General features: G+C 71.3%; 19 protein-coding genes and 1 tRNA gene. 2 read left to right on the top strand and 18 right to left on the bottom strand.

All coding sequences use genetic code 11. From position 1 onward, the window contains the following. Positions 1-131: 131 nt before the first annotated feature. From D7D94_RS08490 to D7D94_RS08510, 6 genes are all read right to left on the bottom strand, one after another. Positions 132-488, bottom strand: a complete 357-nt coding sequence (locus tag D7D94_RS08490; protein WP_156242203.1) for a hypothetical protein — start codon at positions 486-488, stop codon at positions 132-134. A gap of 139 nt (positions 489-627) precedes the next feature. Next, positions 628-1572, bottom strand: a complete 945-nt coding sequence (locus D7D94_RS08495; protein WP_156242204.1) for a cation diffusion facilitator family transporter — start codon at positions 1570-1572, stop codon at positions 628-630. Continuing rightward, complete coding sequence (locus tag D7D94_RS08500) at positions 1572-1823, bottom strand: ArsR/SmtB family transcription factor (RefSeq protein WP_343032132.1); 252 nt, start codon at positions 1821-1823, stop codon at positions 1572-1574. The genes D7D94_RS08495 and D7D94_RS08500 overlap by 1 nt, the downstream gene beginning before the upstream one ends. Then, the gene (locus D7D94_RS14550) at positions 1824-1955 is read right to left on the bottom strand and encodes a hypothetical protein (protein ID WP_343032133.1); all 132 of its coding nucleotides are present in this window, start codon (positions 1953-1955) and stop codon (positions 1824-1826) included. It lies immediately after the preceding gene. 88 nt (positions 1956-2043) lie between these two features. Beyond that, positions 2044-3354, bottom strand: a complete 1311-nt coding sequence (locus tag D7D94_RS08505; RefSeq protein ID WP_156242205.1) for an SNIPE associated domain-containing protein — start codon at positions 3352-3354, stop codon at positions 2044-2046. A 7-nt stretch (positions 3355-3361) separates the two neighbouring features. Beyond that, positions 3362-4381, bottom strand: a complete 1020-nt coding sequence (locus tag D7D94_RS08510) for a hypothetical protein (RefSeq protein ID WP_246171737.1) — start codon at positions 4379-4381, stop codon at positions 3362-3364. A 21-nt stretch (positions 4382-4402) separates the two neighbouring features. On the opposite strand from D7D94_RS08510, the gene D7D94_RS14445 reads away from it, so the two are divergent. After that, complete coding sequence (locus D7D94_RS14445; protein ID WP_246171738.1) at positions 4403-4612, top strand: hypothetical protein; 210 nt, start codon at positions 4403-4405, stop codon at positions 4610-4612. Between the two features lie 259 nt (positions 4613-4871). On the opposite strand, the gene D7D94_RS08515 is transcribed toward D7D94_RS14445, so the two are convergent. The 4 genes from D7D94_RS08515 to D7D94_RS08530 all read right to left on the bottom strand — a co-directional run bounded on the left by D7D94_RS08515 (position 4872) and on the right by D7D94_RS08530 (position 9552). Next, a tRNA-Ser gene (locus D7D94_RS08515) sits at positions 4872-4962 on the bottom strand. Positions 4963-5007: 45 nt separating this feature from the next. Next, complete coding sequence (locus D7D94_RS08520; protein WP_156242207.1) at positions 5008-6045, bottom strand: alpha-hydroxy acid oxidase; 1038 nt, start codon at positions 6043-6045, stop codon at positions 5008-5010. 129 nt (positions 6046-6174) lie between these two features. Then, entirely contained in the window at positions 6175-8340 is a 2166-nt protein-coding gene (locus D7D94_RS08525; RefSeq protein WP_246171739.1) for an alpha-galactosidase, read from the bottom strand. Positions 8341-8421: 81 nt separating this feature from the next. Further along, positions 8422-9552, bottom strand: a complete 1131-nt coding sequence (locus D7D94_RS08530) for an ROK family transcriptional regulator (RefSeq protein WP_246171740.1) — start codon at positions 9550-9552, stop codon at positions 8422-8424. A 164-nt stretch (positions 9553-9716) separates the two neighbouring features. On the opposite strand from D7D94_RS08530, the gene D7D94_RS08535 reads away from it, so the two are divergent. After that, positions 9717-10217 carry a pyridoxamine 5'-phosphate oxidase family protein gene (locus D7D94_RS08535; RefSeq protein ID WP_156242208.1) on the top strand — a complete coding sequence of 167 codons (501 nt, stop codon included), beginning with the start codon at positions 9717-9719 and terminating at the stop codon, positions 10215-10217. 265 nt (positions 10218-10482) lie between these two features. Here D7D94_RS08535 and D7D94_RS08540 read toward each other — a convergent pair whose 3' ends face one another. Genes D7D94_RS08540 through D7D94_RS08575 form a run of 8 tightly spaced genes read right to left on the bottom strand, consistent with a single transcriptional unit; the run spans position 10483 to position 18532 of the window. Further along, positions 10483-11130, bottom strand: a complete 648-nt coding sequence (locus D7D94_RS08540; RefSeq protein ID WP_156242209.1) for a VOC family protein — start codon at positions 11128-11130, stop codon at positions 10483-10485. 2 nt (positions 11131-11132) lie between these two features. Then, positions 11133-11750: an alkylhydroperoxidase domain protein gene (locus D7D94_RS08545; RefSeq protein ID WP_156242210.1), complete on the bottom strand. Its 618-nt coding sequence runs from the start codon at positions 11748-11750 to the stop codon at positions 11133-11135. Further along, positions 11747-12367: a CMD domain protein gene (locus D7D94_RS08550; RefSeq protein WP_156242211.1), complete on the bottom strand. Its 621-nt coding sequence runs from the start codon at positions 12365-12367 to the stop codon at positions 11747-11749. Before D7D94_RS08550 ends, D7D94_RS08545 begins: the two co-directional genes overlap by 4 nt. Then, positions 12364-13419, bottom strand: coding sequence for a putative FMN-dependent luciferase-like monooxygenase (locus tag D7D94_RS08555; RefSeq protein ID WP_156242212.1), 1056 nt, complete (start codon positions 13417-13419; stop codon positions 12364-12366). Before D7D94_RS08555 ends, D7D94_RS08550 begins: the two co-directional genes overlap by 4 nt. After that, positions 13416-15050, bottom strand: coding sequence for a dipeptide ABC transporter ATP-binding protein (locus D7D94_RS08560; protein WP_156242213.1), 1635 nt, complete (start codon positions 15048-15050; stop codon positions 13416-13418). The genes D7D94_RS08555 and D7D94_RS08560 overlap by 4 nt, the downstream gene beginning before the upstream one ends. Further along, positions 15047-15904, bottom strand: a complete 858-nt coding sequence (locus tag D7D94_RS08565) for an ABC transporter permease (RefSeq protein WP_156242214.1) — start codon at positions 15902-15904, stop codon at positions 15047-15049. Before D7D94_RS08565 ends, D7D94_RS08560 begins: the two co-directional genes overlap by 4 nt. Beyond that, a complete protein-coding gene (locus D7D94_RS08570) occupies positions 15901-16875 on the bottom strand; it encodes an ABC transporter permease (RefSeq protein ID WP_156242215.1) in 975 nt (324 codons plus the stop codon). Before D7D94_RS08570 ends, D7D94_RS08565 begins: the two co-directional genes overlap by 4 nt. Before the next feature lie 7 nt (positions 16876-16882). Then, positions 16883-18532, bottom strand: a complete 1650-nt coding sequence (locus D7D94_RS08575; protein WP_156242216.1) for a TIGR04028 family ABC transporter substrate-binding protein — start codon at positions 18530-18532, stop codon at positions 16883-16885. Positions 18533-18597 lie beyond the last annotated feature (65 nt).

Raw genomic sequence — 18597 nt, forward strand, 5'->3', positions numbered from 1 at the left:
GCGGACAGGATGAGCGTGGCCTTCTGCCAGGCTTTCACGAACACGGCTCCTCATACTTCAGAACTCACGACACGGACAGCGCGTCCCCGCAGGGCGCGCATGATCACCGCCACGGTGGGCGGTGCCGTGAGTCAGGTCCGCGAGATCGAGAGTTGAGAAAGCGTCAACGGCGTCGAGTGACGCTCAGGGGACGATGCGCGCACCAGCCAGAGGACGCGTCGCGTCCCGGCTGTCACAATGCCGGGCGGCCGTCTGCCGCGCAGCCGGAGGAAAGACACGATCAGCAGCAGGCCGCACAGTGCCCCGAGCAGGCAAGCAGCCAGCCCGAAGCCGACTGCACCGCTCGCCTCGGTCACAGCCGGAGTGTCGCTCACCGCAGACGGGTCAGCGACGCTCTCCGTGACACCAGCGGCTGAAGATGCTTCGGGCTCGATATGCGTCGCGCCCCACGCGCCCAGCACCAGCAGCAAGGCGAGCACGACGCTCATGATGATTCTCGTTATCGTGTGCCGCTCGCTCAGCACCACTGCAGCGCGGGTCGAGCGGGGTCGAGGCATCCCGCTCACTATAGATGCGCCTGCTTTGGGCGGCCTAAGAGCGTCGACTGTGCGCTCGTACTCGACGAGGTCACGCGTGCTTCACGGATTCGCGCTCGTGATCGCTGATGCGCTCGGTCTCGATCTGGAACGTCGAGTGATGCACGGACACCTCGAAGTGCTCAGCTACGCACTCCTTGACCTCGTGGAGCACTTGAGCGGCGTGTCCGTCGGCGAAGCAGGCGTCCTCCACGACGACGTGCGCGGTGAGCGTCGGCAACCCGGTCGCGACCGTGGAGGCGTGCACGTCGTGCACGTCCTTGACGTGCTCGAGCTCAAGGATGTGCCCGCGGACCTCGTCCAGGTCGAGCCCCTTCGGGGTGAACTCCATCAGCACGCCGGTCGTCTCACGCATCAGTGTGAACGCACGCGGCACGATCAACGCCGCAATGAAGAGGCCCGCGAGCGCATCGGCCTGCAGGAACCCCGTCGTGGCGATGACGATCGCCGCGACGATGACTCCGAGCGAACCGAGCGCGTCGTTGAGGACCTCGAGGAACGCGGCGCGCATGTTGAAGTTCGCACCGCGGCTCGACGAGAGGATGAGGATCGCGATGATGTTCGCGGTCAGTCCGACGATGCCGAACACGAGCAGCTCGGTGGCGGGCACGTCTGGGGGCTCAAACAGGCGCTTGACGCCCTCGATCGCGGTGTACAGGCCGACGGCGAGCAGGAGAGTCGCCTGCCCCAGTGCCGCGATCACTTCGATGCGCCGGTAGCCCCACGTCCGCTTCGAGGTGGGGGGCCGCAGCACCAGGGTCGCCGCGACGAGGGCGACCAGCAGGCCGGATGCGTCTGTGAGAGCGTGCGCGGTGTCGGTGAGCAGCGCCAGGCTCCCTGTGATGATCGACCCGACGGCCTGCGCCAACACGATGAATGCGGTGATCCCGAAAGCGATCCAGAGTCTGCGGCGGTGATCCCCGGGCCGCCCCGCGCTCTCACCCGCTGCCGAGCCGTGGTTGTGTCCCGCGCCCATCAGAGACCACCCTCCGCGCCGGCTCGCTCTGGGTCACGCAGGTGAGCGCACAGTTCTGCTTTCGTCCCGGTTGCCTCAAGCAGCTCCTCGGCCGCAGCGATCAAAGAGGAGATCGCCGCCGGCTCCGAGAGCGAGTACCAAGACGACCGGCCGTCCGGGCGGACGTCGACGAGGCGGCATTCCAGCAGGAAGCTCAGATGCTTGCTCACGGTCGACTGCGCCAATCCGATGTGCTCAACCAGATCACGCACTCAGTGCTCGCCACGGGCGAGATGCTGCAGGACGGCCAGCCGGGTGGGCTCGCCCAGCGCCTGGAACAGGTGCGCGTAGACCGCCGTTGCGTCCCGGTCAAGTTCGCGCGATGGCAGCTGAATCATCGACATATGACGATGATAGTGACGTGCAGCGATACGTCGCTAGTGGAGCGCGCAACTGATACCGATTACCGCTACGTCGAGGCCACTAGCGGCCCTAACCGCGCCTCGATGCGGGCCAGGCTCCCAAGGATTGCCGATACTCGGTGGCGTCGACGGTCTCGACGAACTCGAGGATGTTGCCGACGCGTTGCAGCAGCACGTCTCGCACTTCGGCTGGGGTGGCGAAGAAGAACTCCTTGCGCGGGTTCGCTTGATTGAGCGCACGGGAGGCGAAGTGCTTGTGCAGTTCGTTCTCGAGGGTGACGGCATCTTCGGAGAAGAAGAGCGCGTGCACGTCGAAGCGGAATGGCACGGATGCGCCGCTGAGCTCGGCGATGCGGTCGGTGGGCTCGAGGCGGCGGGTGAGTCCGATCTTGACGACACCGGCGCCGAAGGCGCCCTCGTTGGAGATGACGTAGATGTAGCCGGCGCGGATGTTCGCGGCCCGGTAGTCGTTCTGCTCGATCGCCTGGTCCACCGCTGCGAGCCTCTGGATGAGGTCGGCGTCGTCGCGGCCCTGGGCGCGGAGGGCGTCGAGGGCGTTGGTGAGGTGGGCGCGTTCTTTGTCCAGCCGGGCGCGTTCTTCCTCGAGTTCCCGCTGGACGCGTGCTTCCTCGCGCAACCGGGCACGTTCCTCACGGGCCGCTTCGCGCTCCTCTTGCTTCTTCATCAGCCAGTCGGCGGTGAGTTCGATCTCCTCGACCCGCAAGGCGTGGAAGGCGTCGTCGATGTGCATCTCCATGAGCGCACCGAGTCGCGCGATGGCGGTCCGTGATGCTTCCAGTCGACGCTTGGCGGTCTCGACGTTGCCGGCGCGAAGAGAGCGGATGACGTTGTCGGCCTCGGCGTTGTAGGCGCGGAGCATCAGCTTGCCCAGGTCCGCCGTCATACGACGCCCTTGGGCGAGGGAGTTGTTCAGGGTGAACAGGTCGGACTTCACGATCGCCCGCCCCTCACGGATCGCGTCGGCGATCCGCGCCTCGAGATTCTCAAGACGGTCCTTGTAGGCGGCAGCGGATTCCAGAGGGTGGTGGTACCGGTAGATGCCCACCGCCTGCAGCACTCGTGCATCGTCCAGCTCGACCGGCTGCTCACCGTCGGAAGCTGCGGCAAGCGCTCGACGCAGCCCGGCGTTCTCCGCTTCCAGGAAGGCGACCCGTGCACTCTCGCTCGACACCGGCTCGACAGCGGGTGCCGTCCCGGGCGCCTGGGCGGCGTCGCTGGTTGCGGTGTCGTCATCGGATAGCCAGAGCTGCCAGCCGGACGGCGGCTCTGGCCAGGACGGATCCGGGGTCCAACCTGCGGGTGGCTGCCATCCGGGCGGGGGCTTGGGCCATCCCGGCGGCGGGTTGAAGACGACGCTCATCGTGGGATCACAGGCGGCGGATGCCGGACGAGTCGATCGCGATCAGGCCGTGCGGGTTCTTGGACACCACCGCACCCAGGTGCTGCAGCGTCGCGGCAGGGACGATCGCCGACAGGTCCAGCTCGCTGAACGAGTCGCGATCGACCGCCACCGCGACGAACGGCACGTATGTCTCGCGGCCGGTGGCGGGGCTGATCGTCTCGGTGCCCAGCTCCAGGGAGATGCTGCGGATGAGGCCGCGCCGGTCGGCTTCGAAGACTTCGTGGAGGCTGCGCAGCGCGACGGCGTGCACGATGCCCGCGTAGCGATCCTTGGCGTCCTTCTGCGACAGCGGGGTCTCGCTGATCTCGTCCGTCGACTTGGTGTACTTGTACGCCTTGATCGTCGGCACCGTGTCGGGTCCTGGGATCGTCACGCGAAGCGTCAGCTCCGCCGTGCCCGGATCGAACTCCGCCGCGTGCGCCACGGGGAAGTGCTCGGGGTAGACCGAGTTCGCAAGCACGATCCCGACGTACTCCTGCACAGCCTCGACCGTCCCGTATCCGAGACCCGCGATCAGCTGGTCGAGAGCCTCGTTCTGCTCCGCGGCTTCACGCTCCCGCTCCGCCGACTCCGCCTCATACTTCTCGGTCGCGACCGCGAGCTTCTGCAGCCGATCCTGCTCGGCCTGCGCATGCTCCGCCGCCTGCGCGGCACGCTGTCCAGGGAGAGCATCGGTCGCGGCTTTCCACGCGTAGTAGTCGGTGGCGTACTGCTGCTCGACCTCAGCTTCGGCCGCGGCGAGCTTCTTCTTCCGCCCGAACAGCACCTTAGGCGCCTCGACCTCGCGACGCACGGGGAGGGGCGGGTCGGGGATCGGCTGCGGCGCCGGGATCGGGCGCCGCAGATCCTCACGCGGGAACGGCGGATGCTGGGCCGTCACACGCAGCGACTCCAGGTCAACGAAGTCATCGACCCCGAGCGTGGCCTCCAACAGCCCATCCAGCTCCGCGTACCGCTCCGCCAGGCCGATGTTCAGCGAGTCCACCTCGGCCTGCATGGCCTCGACGTGCGCCGCAAGCGCCTCACGCTCCAGACGCTTACGATCCGCCTCCGCCGCGCGGGACGCCGCGACCTGCGCGCGCTCCGCGGCGCGCTGCGCCTGCTCCGCGCGACGAGCCGCAACCAGCTGCTGCCGCGCCGCCGCCCGCTGCCGCTGCTCAGCCAAGCGCGCCTGGTGCTGTACCTCCGCAAGGAACCCACGACGACGAGCCACTGACAACCTCCACGACGAGATGACGCACCGCCCGCGAAGAGCTGACGCCGCTGATATGCACTCAAGCCCGCCCAACCGCTCTGGGCCAGGAGAGCCGCGCACCGATCCTAGCGGCCGCCTACGACGCCGCCGATTGGCGCGGGGCACCAACCGGGAAGCACTCGCGTAGAAGCGGTTACCGCTGCGTTACCGCGAGCCCTCCGCTGACACAGCGAAACCCCCGCGATCCCAGTGTTTCCAAGGGCTCTGCGGGGGTTTCGGATGGCGGTGACGGTGGGATTTGAACCCACGGTAGGGGGTTACCCTACACAACTTTTCGAGAGTTGCACCTTCGGCCGCTCGGACACGTCACCGCGGACAAGCTTAGGACAACTCCCGCCGAGACGCGAATCGAGCGATCAGCTGGGTGGCACGGCGAGTCGCGCGGCGAGCGCATCAGACGCCGTGCCCACGCCGGCTTGTGCGAGCGCGAGGCGCAGATCTCCGGTCATCCCGTCGAGAAGCGCCCTCACGCCGTCCCCGCCACCCGCGGCGAGCGCCCACCACGCGGGTCGCCCGACGAAGATGGCTCGTGCGCCGAGCGCGAGTGCGGCGAGCACGTGCCGCGCCTCTCGGATGCCGCTGTCGGCATACACCTCGGCCTCCCCCGCCACCGCCTCGACGACCTCGGCGAGCGCGTCCACCGCGGCGATCGATCCCGCCAGGCGTCGATGACCGTGCGTGGAGACGACGATCCCGGCGGCACCGGCGTCCACCGCACGACGCGCGTCGTCGCCGCGCAGCACGCCCTTGACGACCACGGGGAGTCCCGTGGCGTCGCGCAGCCGTGCGATCTCCTCGAGCCCCGGGCCGATGGCGGGCCGCCCCGCCACGCGGGCCCGCTCCTCGGGAGTGAGGTTGACGAGGCGCGCGCGGGCGGGGCCGTCGGGCCAGCTCGTCGGCTCGACATGCGGAGGCACGCGCAATGCCGTCAGCTCGACCGTGAGCAGGATGGCCGAGGCGCCGGCAGCCGCCGCGCGCTCGGCCAGCACGTAGGTGAGGTCGCGCTCCGGGAGCACGTAGGTCTGGAACCACCACGGCGCGCCCTGCTCCGCGATCCGGGCGAATGGGATGGCCGTGTTCGTCGAGACGCCCAGGAGCGTACCGGACGCTGCGGCCGCCCGCGCCGTCTCGACCTCGCCATCCAGATGGGCCGCGACCTGCTGCGCCATCGGCGCGACCATCACCGGATGCGCGATCCGCGTTCCCAGCACGGTCGTGCGGGTGTCCACCTCCAGCGCCCCGCGCAGCGAAACCGGCCGGAAGCGCACCTCATCCCACCGCGCGGCCTCCGCCTCGTCGGACCCGTCGGCCGTCGCGCGCACGTACTCGAAGACGTGCGCCGGAAGCCGTTCGCGCGCCCGCTCCCGAAGCCTCGCCACCTCGCCCCGGCTCATCCCGTGTCTCCCCCGGCCATCCCCTCGCGAGACCTCATCCCCGGCGCGAGACCGCGCGCGCCACCCGCGGTCTCGCGCGCGGGGTGAGGTCTCGCGGCGAAGGTCGCGGAGGGAAGGAGGACCCCGGGATCATGCGATCGCCACCGCCTCCACCACCAGCGCCGACGCGGGCGCGAGGAGCGGTGCGCGCACGCCCACGGTCGTCAGCAGCGAGCCCGGCAGCGTGACGCCGCCCTCCGCCACCCACGGGACCGGCTTGACGTCGCGGAAGTGCGCGGCCGTGAGCGCGGGAAGCACGTCGACCCGGTAGGTGCGCTGCGGGTCCAACCCCGGCAGGCGCAGCGCGGGCGGCACCGCCCACTCCCCCGTCGCCTCGCGCGTGAGGCGGTACAGCGCGTGCGAGCGGTCCGCCGACACGACGCCGGTGAGCGCGGTGCCCTCGTCCGCGGTCTCCGCGTGCATGAGCTCCCCGGTGTGCATGAGCGTCCGCAGGCGCTTGTACTCCGCGATCCAGGCCGTCAGCTCCGCGCGCTCCTCGTCGGTGAAGCGCGTGATGTCGGTCTCGATGCCGGCGGATGCGAACAGCGTTGTGGCCATCCGAAACCGGAGGTCGGTCACGCGATGCGTCGTGTGCGCGCGGGCGGGGCCGACGTGACTGCCGATGAGCTCGGGCGGCAGCAGCAGCTCCGTCCAGCGCTGGATCCTGGCGCGCTCGATCGGGTCGTTCGTGTCGGATGCCCAGACCCGATCCGTCCGCGCGAGAATGCCCAGGTCCACGCGCGCGCCGCCCGACGAGCACGACTCGATCTCGACCCGAGGATGGCGCCGGCGCAGCTCATCGAGGAGCGCGTACACCGCGCGCGTCTGCGCGTCGACACCGGGGCGCCCCGCGTGCACCGCCTCGAGCAGGTCGCGGTTCTGATCCCACTTCAGGTACTCGATCGGGTACTCGGTGAGCAGGGCGTCCAAGCGCTCGAGCAGCCATGCGGCGACATCGGGCCGTGCCACATCCAGCACCTGCTGATTGCGCCACGACCGAGCGGATGGCGTGAGCAGCCAGTCGGGATGGCTGCGGTGGAGCTCTGAATCGGGATTGACCATCTCGGGTTCGACCCAGAGGCCGAATCCCATGCCGCGGGCGCGGACGTGATCCACCAGCGCGTGCAGACCCTCGGGCCACACCTCCGGGTCCACGGCCCAGTCACCGAGTCCGGCGTCGTCGCTGCGACGGCCGAGGAACCAGCCGTCGTCCAGCACGAACCGCTCCACGCCGACCGCCGCCGCCGCGTCGGCGAGGGCGACGAGCGGCTCGAGCTCGTGGGCGAAGTAGACGGCCTCCCATGTGTTGAGGACCACCGGACGATCGCCGCGCGGATGGCGCTCCCGCGCGCGGAGGGCCCGGTGCACCCGCGAGGAGAGGCCATCCAGGCCCGCGTCGCTCCAGACGAACCACGCGTCGGGGGTGACGAACGAGTCCCCCGGCTCGAGGACGATCTCGCCCGCGCGCAGGAGCTCGGCCGCGCCGAGCACCGAGCGCCCCTCGGGGAGGCGGTCGGTGCGGTAGACCGCGTCGGCGCTCCACGCCAGGTGCACGGCCCACACCTCGCCCGACCGGTCGGAGAAGCCGTGCGTCCCCGCCACGGTGACGAGGGGCGCGTCGTGGCCGGTGCGCCCGCGCCGCGACTCGCGCGAGTGGCTCCCCATCCCGATCGGACGACGCTGCGGCGCGCGCTCGCGGGTCCATCGGCCGCTGAAGTCGAGCACCTCGGTCGCCCGCTCCGCCAGGGGCAGCGTGGCCTCGAGAGCCGCGAGCGCGATCGGCTCGGCGCCGGTGTTCACCAGCGTGTGCGACACCCGCAGCACGCCCGCCTCGTCGAAGCGCAGCGAGCTCTGCAGGCGCACGCCGTCCGCCTCGGCGCGCAGGGAGAAGCCGAGATCGTCGACCTCGACATCCGCGACGCGCCAGGAGGGCAGAAGCGGGGCGCCGCCGATCGCGCCCGCGATGCCGGGCCTCCCCTGCCATCCTTCGCGCTCGGTCGGCAGGATGGTCAGCGGCCACGGCACGTCGAGGGCGCTCGCCGACACCTGCCGCGCGGACGCGGCATCGAGAGCGGCGAGGCCGTCGGCGTGCACGGGCCCGGGGTCGCTCCCCCAGTGCAGTACCTCCGGCAGCCCCTCGTCTCGGAATGCGACGACGAGGGCCGCACCGGCGGAGCGGAAGATCGTCACCGACGGCACGAGAGCGTCGCCGCCATCGGCGTCGACTCCCGGCAGGGTCATCGGGCTGTGGGTCATGAGGTGGCCTCCGTCTCGACGGCGTCGTCACGAACAGGTTCGCGCGGGTGACCCCTGTTTGTCAAATCGTGAAACAAACAATCAGGCGAGCAGGGCCCGGATGGCCAGCCCCGCTCCCGCGCGCGCCCATTCGGAGAAGTCCCACGTGCGCACGTCGAGGTCGACCTCGACCGCATCCTTGTCGACCCGGTCCGCGATCGCCCGATGCATGGCGTCGCCGCCGAGCTCGACGACGGGGATGCCGTCGCCGGTGAGCACGATCTTCTGCGGGTCGACGAGGCTCGCCACGGTCGCGATGAGCATCCCGAGCGCGCGCCCGGCATCCGCGAACACGTCGAGCGCCCTCGCGTCTCCTGCCCTCGCCGCCTTGACGACGCCGGCGTAGTCCACGCCGGGCCGGTCGTACGCCTCGGCGATCGCGCCGCTGACGAGCATGCTCGACGCGCACCCGCGGTGCCCGAGCCCACAGGGCGGGCCGTCCTCGTCGACGATGAAATGGCTGATGAGGCCCGAGCGACTGTGGGCGCCGTCGAGCGGGCGCCCGTTCACGACGAGTCCGCAGCCGATACCGACGCCGACCGTGATGAGGGCCATGTCGTCGATGCCCGCACCCGCTCCGAACCAGTGCTCGGTCGCCGTGAGCGCCTGCACGTCGTTCTCGACGGCGCAGGGCAGGCCCGTCGCGTCGCGCACGAGCGCGCCCAGCGGCACGTCCGTCCAGTCGAGGAAGGCGGAGTGCTCGACGAGCGCACCGCCGGCGGGCTGACTGACGCGCCCGGCGATCGCGATCCCCACCGACGTCAGCGTCGGGTAGGTCTCGGCGAAGCCGCGCGCGACGTCGGCGATCTCGGCGACGACATCCGCCACCTCGCGCGAGGGCAGGGGACGCTCGACGCTCGCGACGGCGGCCGCAGCGAGGTCGGTGACAACCGCGTACAGCGCGTCGCCGGTGAGCTTGATTCCGAGGAAGTGCCGGGCGTCCGCGCGCAGATGCAGCATCTCGGAGGGGCGGCCGGTCTGCGCCATCAGGCGCGTCTGCCCCTCGGCGAGGACCCCGGCCTCGACGAGACCGCGCGTGATCCGAGTGAGACTGGCACGCGAGAGATGGAGGCGGCGCGCGATCTCCGCGCGGGGCAGCTCGCCGTGGATGAGCACCTCGAGAAGGGCAGCCCGCGAGGCGGGCGACATCTCGCCGATGTCGTCGCTTCCCACGCTCTCTGATACGTCCTCTGGACCGACCAACTTTGTCACCTTTCTAAACATACTCTCTTGTGCCCGCCTTGAACCCCGTGCCGTGTCGTGCGCAGCGGCGCCTGTCAAGGCGGTTCGCATCGCGGCGCGGGTTCCTAGGCTCGGAGGACCACGAAGGGAGAAGCATGGACAACGAGATCCGGCATGCGACCGAAGAGGACCACGAGACCATCAAGCGCATCGTGAAGGCGGCGAAGATCGGCCTGCTCACGACGGTCAGCGACGCGGGGCATCTGCACAGCCGTCCGCTCGCCGCGCAGGACGTGGAGTTCGACGGCGACCTGTGGTTCTTCACGCAGGACCCGAGCGACAAGGTCCGCGACATCGCGGGGAACGCCCAGGTCAACGTCGCGTTCGAGAGCGGCAAGGGCTACCTCTCGATCGCCGGGGTGGCCGAGGTCGTGCACGACCGCGCGAAGGTCGACGAGTACTGGTCGCCCATGGTGGCCGCATGGTTCCCCGAGGGGAAGGACGATCCGACCATCGCGCTCATCAAGGTGCACGCCGAGTCGGCGGAGTACTGGTCGCAGGACGACCCGGGCGTCGTCGCCGCGTTCAAGATCGTGAAGACCGCGATGACGGGCGGTCAGCCCGACGTCGGCACGAACCGCAGCGTCGAGCTGTAGCGGAAGACCGCGCGCTCGCTCGCACAGCGCGCGCCCGCTCGAAGACCGCGCGTACGCTCCGAAACGGGACGTGCCATCCGTGCTGTCTCGGAGCGTTCGCGCGTTCAGAGTGAGCGAAGACGCTGTGTCAGAGCGGCGAGGTGGTCTCGCGGGCGCCGACGGGGACCGAGACCGCATCCCCGCTCGCACACCGCGTCCACGCTCCGAGCCCCCACGTGGTGCATGCGGTCTCGGAGCGCTGGCGCGGTGCCCCGCACCCACCGTCCTACAGGACGGTGACCCGCCCCTCCGTCGGCTGCAGCGTGAGCCGGTAGCCCGCGGGGGTTCCGGCCACAACCGGCGCGACGCCGTCGTCGAGGGCGAGCGCGTCGAGCACGTCCTGCAGCGCCGCGGGGTCCGGCTCCACCCGCTCGAACGCCACGAGCTCGACGGCGGGGATGTCGCCCAGCCCCGGATGCGCGGTCGAGCCCCAGTCGATGAGGAACGGCACGTCGAGCCGCCGCCCCTCCCCCTGCGTCAGCCGCCACTGCAGTAGCGAGCCATCCGCCGTGCGGCGCGACAGATCGCTGACCTCGCCCGGGTCGTAGCCGCGCGCGCGGGCGCCCGCCACGGTCGCGTCGATGTCGTCCGGGTGCACGGCGTACGTGCGGACGACCGGCGCCGTGAGCGCGTCGATCCCGAACGTGGTCGGCAGTGCCGCGTCCGCGCGATCCGGATCGGGGCCGATGAGCTCGACGTACTGCCGCCCACGCTCCCCGCCGACCGTGAGCGCGACGAGCGCATTCGCGGTCCCCGTCGGGTGCACGCCGCCCGGAGAAGCCGTCACGCCCGTGCGCTCGGCGAACCACCGCACGAGCTCCTCGAGGTCGGGCCCGGCGATGACGACGTGATCGAGCAGCCGCGGGATGGCCACGGTCAGCTCCGCCGCCGGGCCGGAACCTCCGGCTCGCCCAGCGACAGCATGAGGCGGTTGGCCCAGTTGAAGAAGGCCGCGCCGTTGATCACGTCGACGATCTCGGCGTCATCGAGACCCGCGTCGCGCAGCCGCTGCACGTCGGCATCGTCGAACGCCAGCGGTGTCTCCGCGAGCGCCACCGACGAGGCCGCGACGGCGTTCCAGACCTCGTCGCCCAGGTCGGCGCCGACGCCCTCGTCGAGCAGGCGCTGCACATCCGCCTCGCGGCCGGACTCGCGGGTGGCCGCCGCGGCATGCACGTGCGCGCAGTAGACGCAGCCGTTGTACCGGGAGGTGGCCGCGGCCGCGAGCTCGCGCTCAGCCCGGCCGACACCGCTCGTGACGTTGAAGAAGATGTCGAGGTCGGTGAGCGTCCGCGCCCGCAGCGCCTCGGGGTCGCGCGCGAGCAGCCGGAAGTACGGCATCTTCGCGCGCGCGGGCTCGATGAGCGCGTCGCGCTGCTCGTCGGTCAGGTCGGCCTCGGCGACCGGCAGCAGCCACGGCACCCAGCCGAGACCCTGCTGCGTGAACGCCTCGGGCCGGGCGAGGTCGGGGTACTCGGTGACGAGCTCGGTCATGCTGCGGTCCCTTCGTGCGTGGCGTTCGTGCCGTTCGTGCTGCGCGCGAGCACCCGCAGCCCCCACGCCGCACGCAGCTGGAACGTGAGGAACGAGACGAGCTGCGACAGCGAGACGATGTCGTCTGCGCTCCAGCCCGCGTCGACGAGCGAGCGGATGGCCGTGGGCCGGGCCTCGCGCGGCCGGAAGACGAGCAGGTGGGTGTGGGTGAGCGCGGCCGCGAGGCGCTCGCCCAGCACGGCGGCGTCGGCGGTCCAGCGGAGGCCCTCGGTGCTCTCGCCCCGCAGCCCCTCCTCGCGGTAGGCGCCATAAGGGCCGCGCGTGGCGCCATCCGCGGCCGCTGCGTCGATCGCCTCGACGAGCTCGGGGGCCTCATCGCCGAGCAGGTCCGCGTAGAACGCGGTCGCCTCGTCGAAGCCATGCAGGCGCGCAGTGAAGGCGGCGACCGCGTAGCGCTCGGCGTGCGGGAAGGTGCCGGGGTCGGCCGGCTCGAGCAGCGCCTCGAAGCTGCGCTGCGCGTTCTCGCGGGCCTGCACGCGCTGATCTCGGATGGCCGAGAGCGCGCTGCCCGGGGCGACGCCCGCGAGCAGGTCGATGATGTCCGCGTTCTGGCTCATGAGGCTCCTTGAGTTTCGAGTTCGGCGGCGAGTGAGGGGACGGATGCGGGGGCGGGCACGGAGGTCGCGAGCCCCAGGCGCGGGGCGACCTCGGTCGCCAGCAGCTCGAGCGAGCGCAGCGTGAGCTCGTGAGTGGCTGCCACGGAGTGCACCTGGAACGACACGTCGGTGGCCGCGGGCAGCGTCTCGTCGGCGGCGAGCGACGCCACGACCTCGTCGACGGTGCCGACGTGCGTGTCGGTGAGCCGCGCGAGCTCGTCGATGCCCAGCCCGGCGGGATCGACGCCGAACATCGTCTGCGTGAGGCGGGCGAGGCCGTCCTGCGCGAGCTCGAGCGCACGGGTGCGGTTCTCGGGGTCGACGACGAGCGCGGTGCGCGACGCCAGCACGCGCGGGACGGCGCCGTCGGGCAGGGCGGCACGGTAGGCCGCGATGATCGGCAGCTGCACCTCGTGGAGCGGTGCGTCGGGAGCGCCGTCCGGTCGTGGCTGCGTGCGCGAGAGCATGAGGCCGTCGCCGCGCTCGCCCGCGCGGCGACCGCCGTCGGCCGAGAACGTGGCCTGCCAGATCCGGCGCGCGAGGTCGCCTGCGGCGGGGTAGATGCGGGACTCGGTGCCGCGGATGCCGCGGCCCTCGAGCGCGTCGAGGAACACCTCGAGGTGCTCGGCGAAGATCTCGCGGCGCCGGTTGGCGTCGCGCCCGAAGGCGGCGAACGACGCGGGCGTGCCGCCCGAGGCGACGCCGAGCTGCAGGCGGCCGCCGCTCAGCTGATCGAGCACGGCGGCGTCTTCGGCCGCGCGCACCGGGTCGTCGATGGGCAGGGTGAGCACGGCGGTGCCGAGCTCGATGCGCGAGGTGCGCTCGGCCGCCGCCGCGAGCAGCACGAACGGCGAGGGGAGCCCGCCCTCGTGCTCGCCGAAGTGATGCTGCGCGACCCAGGCCGAGGCGAAGCCGGAGTCCTCGGCCTGAGCGATCTGCTCGAGCGCGAACCGGTAGCGGTCCGCGGCCGATGCCTCTTCCAGCAACCGGGTGAAGAATCCGAGCCGGGTCATGCGTGTCCTCCGAAGGATGTGAAGGCCGTGCCGGGGATGGCCGCGAGCAGCTGCCGCGTGTACGCGTGCTGCGGATCGTCGAAGACCTGTCGCGCGCTGCCGAACTCGACCTGGCGGCCGCGCTGGAGCACCGACACCGTGTCGGCGATCTGGCGGATGACCGCGAGGTCGTGCGAGATGAAGACGTACGTCAGGCCCAGCTCGCTCTGCAGGCGGGCGAGCAGACGCAGGATCTGCGCCTGCACCGTGACGTCGAGCGCCGACACCGCCTCGTCGAGCACGACGAGCTCGGGCTCGAGGATGAGCGCGCGTGCGATCGCGACGCGCTGCCGCTGCCCGCCGGAGAGCTCGCGCGGTCGGCGCCGCCCGATCTCGGGGGCGAGCGACACGAGCTCGAGGTGATGCGCGACCCGTTCGGCCCGGTCTCCGCGGTCGCCGATGCGGTAGTTCTGCAGCGGCTCGGCCAGGATGTCGGCGATCGTCTGCCGCGGATCCAGCGACCCGTAGGGGTTCTGGTAGACGAGCTGCGTGGTGCGGCGGAACCCCCGCGGCGAGCGCAGCGCGGTGACATCGACATCGCCCACGCGGATGGTCCCGGCGGTCGGGCGGTTGAACCCCGCGATGCTTCGACCCGTCGTGGTCTTGCCCGACCCCGACTCCCCCACGAGCGCGTGCGTGGTGCCGCGCGGCACCGCGAATGTGACGTCGTCGACCGCGACGAGGGGCTCGCGCCCTGCACCGCGCGAGAACTCCTGCCGCAGCCCCGTGACCTCGACGAGCGGACGCGCGCCGGTCTCGACGACCGGCGGCGTGCGCTCGACGATCTGCGCGAGCGAGGGCGCATCGGCGAGGAGCGTGCGCGTGTAGGGCGACTGCGGCGCCGTGAGCACGGTCGCCGACGGCCCCTCCTCCTGCACCTCTCCCCCGCGCATCACGACGATGTCGTCGGAGCGGTCCGCTGCGACGGCGAGGTCGTGCGTGATGAAGAGGATGCCGGTGCCGGTCTCCGCGCGAAGGCGGTCGAGCAGGTCGAGGACGGTCCGCTGCACGGTGACGTCGAGGGCGCTCGTCGGCTCGTCGGCGATGATCAGCTCGGGCTCGAGCGCGAGCGCCGCCGCGATGAGCACGCGCTGGCGCATGCCACCGGACAGCTCGTGCGGGTACTGCCGCGCCCGCGTCTCGGGGTCGTCGATGTCGACGCGCTCGAGCAGGTCGATGACCCGCTGGTGGATCTTCCGGCGATCCCGCCAGCCGTGGATGCGCAGGGCCTCCGACACGCTGGCCTCGATCGTCGCGACGGGGTTGAGCGAGTTGCCCGGGTCCTGCGGGATCAGGCCGATGCACCGCCCGCGCAGCCGTCGCCATCCGCGCTCGTTCAGCCCGACCAGCTCGGTCTCGCCCGACGCGCGCTCGTTCAGCAGGATGCTGCCGCCGGCGACGTGCCCGTTGGAGGCGAGCAGGCCGATGACGGACTGCGCGACCGTGGTCTTGCCCGACCCGGACTCGCCGACGAGCGCGGTGACCTGACCGGCCTGCACGTCGAACGAGACGCCGCGCACGGCATCGACCGGGCCGTGGCCGGTGCGGTACTGCACGGCGAGGTCGCGGATGGACAGCAGCGGCGCGCTCATGCGGGCTCCCCTCCTCGGATGGCCTGGCTCAGGCGGTTGGTGGCCAGCACGACGATCACGACGACGGCGCCGGGGAGCACGGTGAGCCACCATGCGGTGGCGACGTAGTCGCGCCCCTCCGCGATGAGGAGTCCCCACTCCGGGGTGGGCGGCGGTGCGCCGTAGCCGAGGAAGCCGAGCGTCGAGATCTGCAGGATGGCGGAGCCGAGCTGCAGGGCGGCCAGCGCGATGACGGGGGTGAGGGAGTTCGGCAGGATGTGCCGCCACAGCACGCTGAGGAACGTGCCGCCGGAGCCGTACGCGGCCTCGACGAACTCGCTCACCCGCACGCTCACGACCTCCGCGCGGGCGAGCCGCGCGAAGACCGCGATCGACGTGACGCCCACGGCGATGGCCGCGTTCGTGGTGCCGAAGCCCAGCAGGATCACCACGCTCAGCGACAGCAGCAGGGCGGGGATGGCCAGGAGCACGTCGACCGCGCGCATGAGCACGTCGTCGACGACGCCGCCGGTCGCTCCCGCGGTGACCCCGATGGCGGTGCCCACGACGAGCCCGACGAGCACCGCGATGAGCGCGCCGCTGATGGAGTGCGAGGCGCCGTGGACGACGCGCGTGAAGACGTCGCGCCCGGTCGCGTCGGTGCCAAACCAGTGCGCGCCGCTCGGCGCCTGCAGCGAGCGGCCCACGCTCTCGGTGGGGCTGAGCGGGGCGAACAGGCTCGGCGCGATCGCCCACGCCAGCGCGAGGAGGAGCACGATCACCGGGATGAGGACGCCGGGCCGCAGCAGCGCCCGGCCGAGCAGGGCCCGGGAGGGTCGGGGCCGGGAGGGGCGGGTCGGAGCGAGGGTGCTCATCGGAGGGCTCCCTTCCGAGCGGGCCGAGCCGAGCGGGTCGCGCGGCCGGATGTGCGCAGCCGCGCGTCGAGCACGGGGTAGAGCAGGTCGACGACGAGGTTGATGACGACGAAGGTCACCGTCGTGATGACGACGACCGCGAGGAGCACCGGGGTGTCGCGATTCGCGACGGCCTGGGCGGTCAGCTGCCCGACGCCGTTGCGGGCGAAGACGGTCTCGGTGACCACCGCGCCGCCGACGAGCTCGCCGAACAGCAGTCCCGCCATCGTCAGCGTGGGCAGCAGCGCGTTGCGGGCGACGTTCCGCCACAGCAGCCATGACGTGCTGGCGCCGCGCGCGCGCACCACGGCAACGAACGGGCGGTGCCGCACCTCGTCGATGCTGCGCATGAGCACCTGCGCGAGCGGGGCGGCGATGGGGATGGCCAGGGTCGCCACGGGCAGGATGAGCGACTCGACCGGGCTCGCCCCGATCGCGGGGATGAGCCGCAGCCGGAACGAGAAGACCTGGATGAGGATGATCCCCACCCAGAACACCGGCAGCGAGACGAAGAACGGCGGGATGTTGCGAAAGACGCGGCGCAGCCATCCGCCCTTGCCGTAGGTCGCGGTGAAGGCGATCGTCACCGCGAGGAAGATCGCCGATCCCAGGCCCAGCACGGCGAGGAGCAGGGTCGACGGCAGGTTCGCGGCGATGAGGTCGGACACCGCCGCACCGCTCTGCACGGAGAAGCCGAAGTCGCCGCGGAGGAAGCCCGCCGCGGAGTCGAGGTAGCGGAGCACGAGCGGCTGGTCGGCGCCGTAGGAGGCGCGGATCTCGTCGAGCTGCTCGGGCGTGAGGCCGAGGTCGGGGTTGCCGTATCGGGCGAGCACGGCGTCGCCGGGCAGGGCCGCGAGGAGCACGTACGCCGCCGTGTAGGCGAGCACGAGCACCAGCAGCGCCTGCCCGGCGCGTCGCAGGACGTAGGTCATCCGGGGCCTACTGAGCCAGCCACGTGTCGTAGAACCACGGCCGGCCCACCGACTCGGTCCGGAAGCCCTGCACCGCGTCGACGAAGCCGAACACCTGGGGCTCCTCGAAGATGGGCAGGATGTAGGCCTGCTCGGCCATGCGCTGCTGCGCGGCGGCCGACGCCTCCGCGCGCCCCTCCTCGGTCGGCGTGGACGCGACCTGCTGCAGCAGCCCGTCGAGCTCCTCGTCGCCGATGCTGCCGTCGGGGTAGCCGTTCAGCAGCGTGTTGCGGTTGGCGGAGTGGTACTGCGACTTCAGGACGTCGAAGTCGGCGCGGCCGACCATGGAGTGGTACACCTGCAGCGTGCCGACCTCGACGCGGGCGGCATCCTGCGCGGCCTGGTCGCCGGGCAGCAGGTTCACCTCGATGCCGAGCTCGCCCAGCTGCTCCTGGATGAGCGTGACGACCTCCGCCGAGCGCGGCTGCGGCAGGGCCTCGTTGAACGTCAGGGACAGCTTCTGACCGTCCTTCTCGCGCACGCCATCCGACCCGATCTCCCAGCCGGCGCCATCCAGCAGCTCGGCCGCCTTGTCGGGGTCGTACTGGTAGTACTCGGAGGTGTCGGTGTAGCCGAGCGCGGTGGTCGCGAGCGCGCCGGTCGCCAGCGGGTAACTGTCGGTGAAGAGCGTCTCGACGATCTGCTCGCGGTCGATGCCGGCGATGAGCGCCTTCCGCACGTCGATGTCCTCGAGGATCGGGTCGCGGAAGCGGAAGCTCAGGCCGTTGTTGACGCCGTTGGTGGCGGCGGCGAGCAGCGAGAGCCCGTCGGCGTCGAACTGCGTCTCGTCGGGCGCCTCCACCTGGCGGGCGATGTGCGCCTGCTGAGCGGTGACGGTTCCGACGCGCACGCTGTCCTCGGGGACGACGAGGTAGTCGATGCCGTCGAGGTACGCACGGCCCTGGTGCTCGAGCGAGGGCGGCGCCCAGTCGTAGTCCTCGCGGACCTCGAGGGAGATCTCGGTGCCGATCTCCTCGTCCGCGATCACGAACGGGCCGCTGCCGATGATCTCGGTCGCGTTGCCGGGGCCGAACTCCTCCCCCGTGCGCTCCAGGGTCTCGTTGGAGACGAGCCCGGAGTTGATCGTCGAGACGGCCTGCGCGAACCCGGGCGACGGCGCGGAGAAGTGGAACTTCACCGTGCGGTCGTCGACGACCTCGCCGCGGTCGTAGTTGTTGATGGCCTCCGACACCGTGAGCGCGCGGTCGGGGTCGCCCTTGCCGAACAGGTCGATGTTGCGCACGACGTTCTCGGCGTCGAGCGGCGAGCCGTCGGAGTAGGTGACGCCCTCGCGGAGGGTGAAGGTGTACTCGGTCGCGTCGTCGTTGACCTGCCAGTCCTCGGCGATCCACGGCTCGAGCTCGAGCGTCTCGGGGTTCTGGTAGAGCAGGCGGTCCGCGATGTTGTCGACGATGCCGCCGTTCGGATAGAAGCCCGCGGCGGGCGGGTAGAGCGTGTTCCAGGTCTGCGGCTCGAGGTAGGTGAGCGTGCCGCCCTCCTGGGGCTCGCCGGACGGCGCCGACCCGGTCGAGGAGGACCCGCCCGAGCAGCCGGCGAGAAGAGCGGCGGCCGTGACGACGGAGGCCGCGGCGAGCGCCGCGCGAGGGATACGGGACATGGGAGTCTCCTTGGGACGAGATGGGATCACCGGCGTCGTGCGCCGATGAGGAGAGTTCACCACAC

Source organism: Microbacterium oryzae, from assembly GCF_009735645.1.
GTDB lineage: Bacteria > Actinomycetota > Actinomycetes > Actinomycetales > Microbacteriaceae > Microbacterium > Microbacterium oryzae.

Excerpts from the sequence above, each read along its gene's own strand:
- D7D94_RS08560 (WP_156242213.1), bottom strand. The coding sequence starts at position 15,050 with ATGAGCGCGCCGCTGCTGTCCATCCGCGACCTCGCCGTGCAGTACCGC.
- D7D94_RS08570 (WP_156242215.1), bottom strand. The coding sequence starts at position 16,875 with ATGACCTACGTCCTGCGACGCGCCGGGCAGGCGCTGCTGGTGCTCGTG.
- D7D94_RS08520 (WP_156242207.1), bottom strand. The coding sequence starts at position 6,045 with ATGAGCCGGGGCGAGGTGGCGAGGCTTCGGGAGCGGGCGCGCGAACGG.
- D7D94_RS08545 (WP_156242210.1), bottom strand. The coding sequence starts at position 11,750 with ATGACCGAGCTCGTCACCGAGTACCCCGACCTCGCCCGGCCCGAGGCG.
- D7D94_RS08490 (WP_156242203.1), bottom strand. The coding sequence starts at position 488 with ATGAGCGTCGTGCTCGCCTTGCTGCTGGTGCTGGGCGCGTGGGGCGCG.
- D7D94_RS08550 (WP_156242211.1), bottom strand. The coding sequence starts at position 12,367 with ATGAGCCAGAACGCGGACATCATCGACCTGCTCGCGGGCGTCGCCCCG.
- D7D94_RS08505 (WP_156242205.1), bottom strand. The coding sequence starts at position 3,354 with ATGAGCGTCGTCTTCAACCCGCCGCCGGGATGGCCCAAGCCCCCGCCC.
- D7D94_RS08555 (WP_156242212.1), bottom strand. The coding sequence starts at position 13,419 with ATGACCCGGCTCGGATTCTTCACCCGGTTGCTGGAAGAGGCATCGGCC.
- D7D94_RS08535 (WP_156242208.1), top strand. The coding sequence starts at position 9,717 with ATGGACAACGAGATCCGGCATGCGACCGAAGAGGACCACGAGACCATC.
- D7D94_RS08525 (WP_246171739.1), bottom strand. The coding sequence starts at position 8,340 with ATGACCCACAGCCCGATGACCCTGCCGGGAGTCGACGCCGATGGCGGC.
- D7D94_RS08495 (WP_156242204.1), bottom strand. The coding sequence starts at position 1,572 with ATGGGCGCGGGACACAACCACGGCTCGGCAGCGGGTGAGAGCGCGGGG.
- D7D94_RS08565 (WP_156242214.1), bottom strand. The coding sequence starts at position 15,904 with ATGAGCACCCTCGCTCCGACCCGCCCCTCCCGGCCCCGACCCTCCCGG.
- D7D94_RS08575 (WP_156242216.1), bottom strand. The coding sequence starts at position 18,532 with ATGTCCCGTATCCCTCGCGCGGCGCTCGCCGCGGCCTCCGTCGTCACG.
- D7D94_RS14550 (WP_343032133.1), bottom strand. The coding sequence starts at position 1,955 with ATGTCGATGATTCAGCTGCCATCGCGCGAACTTGACCGGGACGCAACG.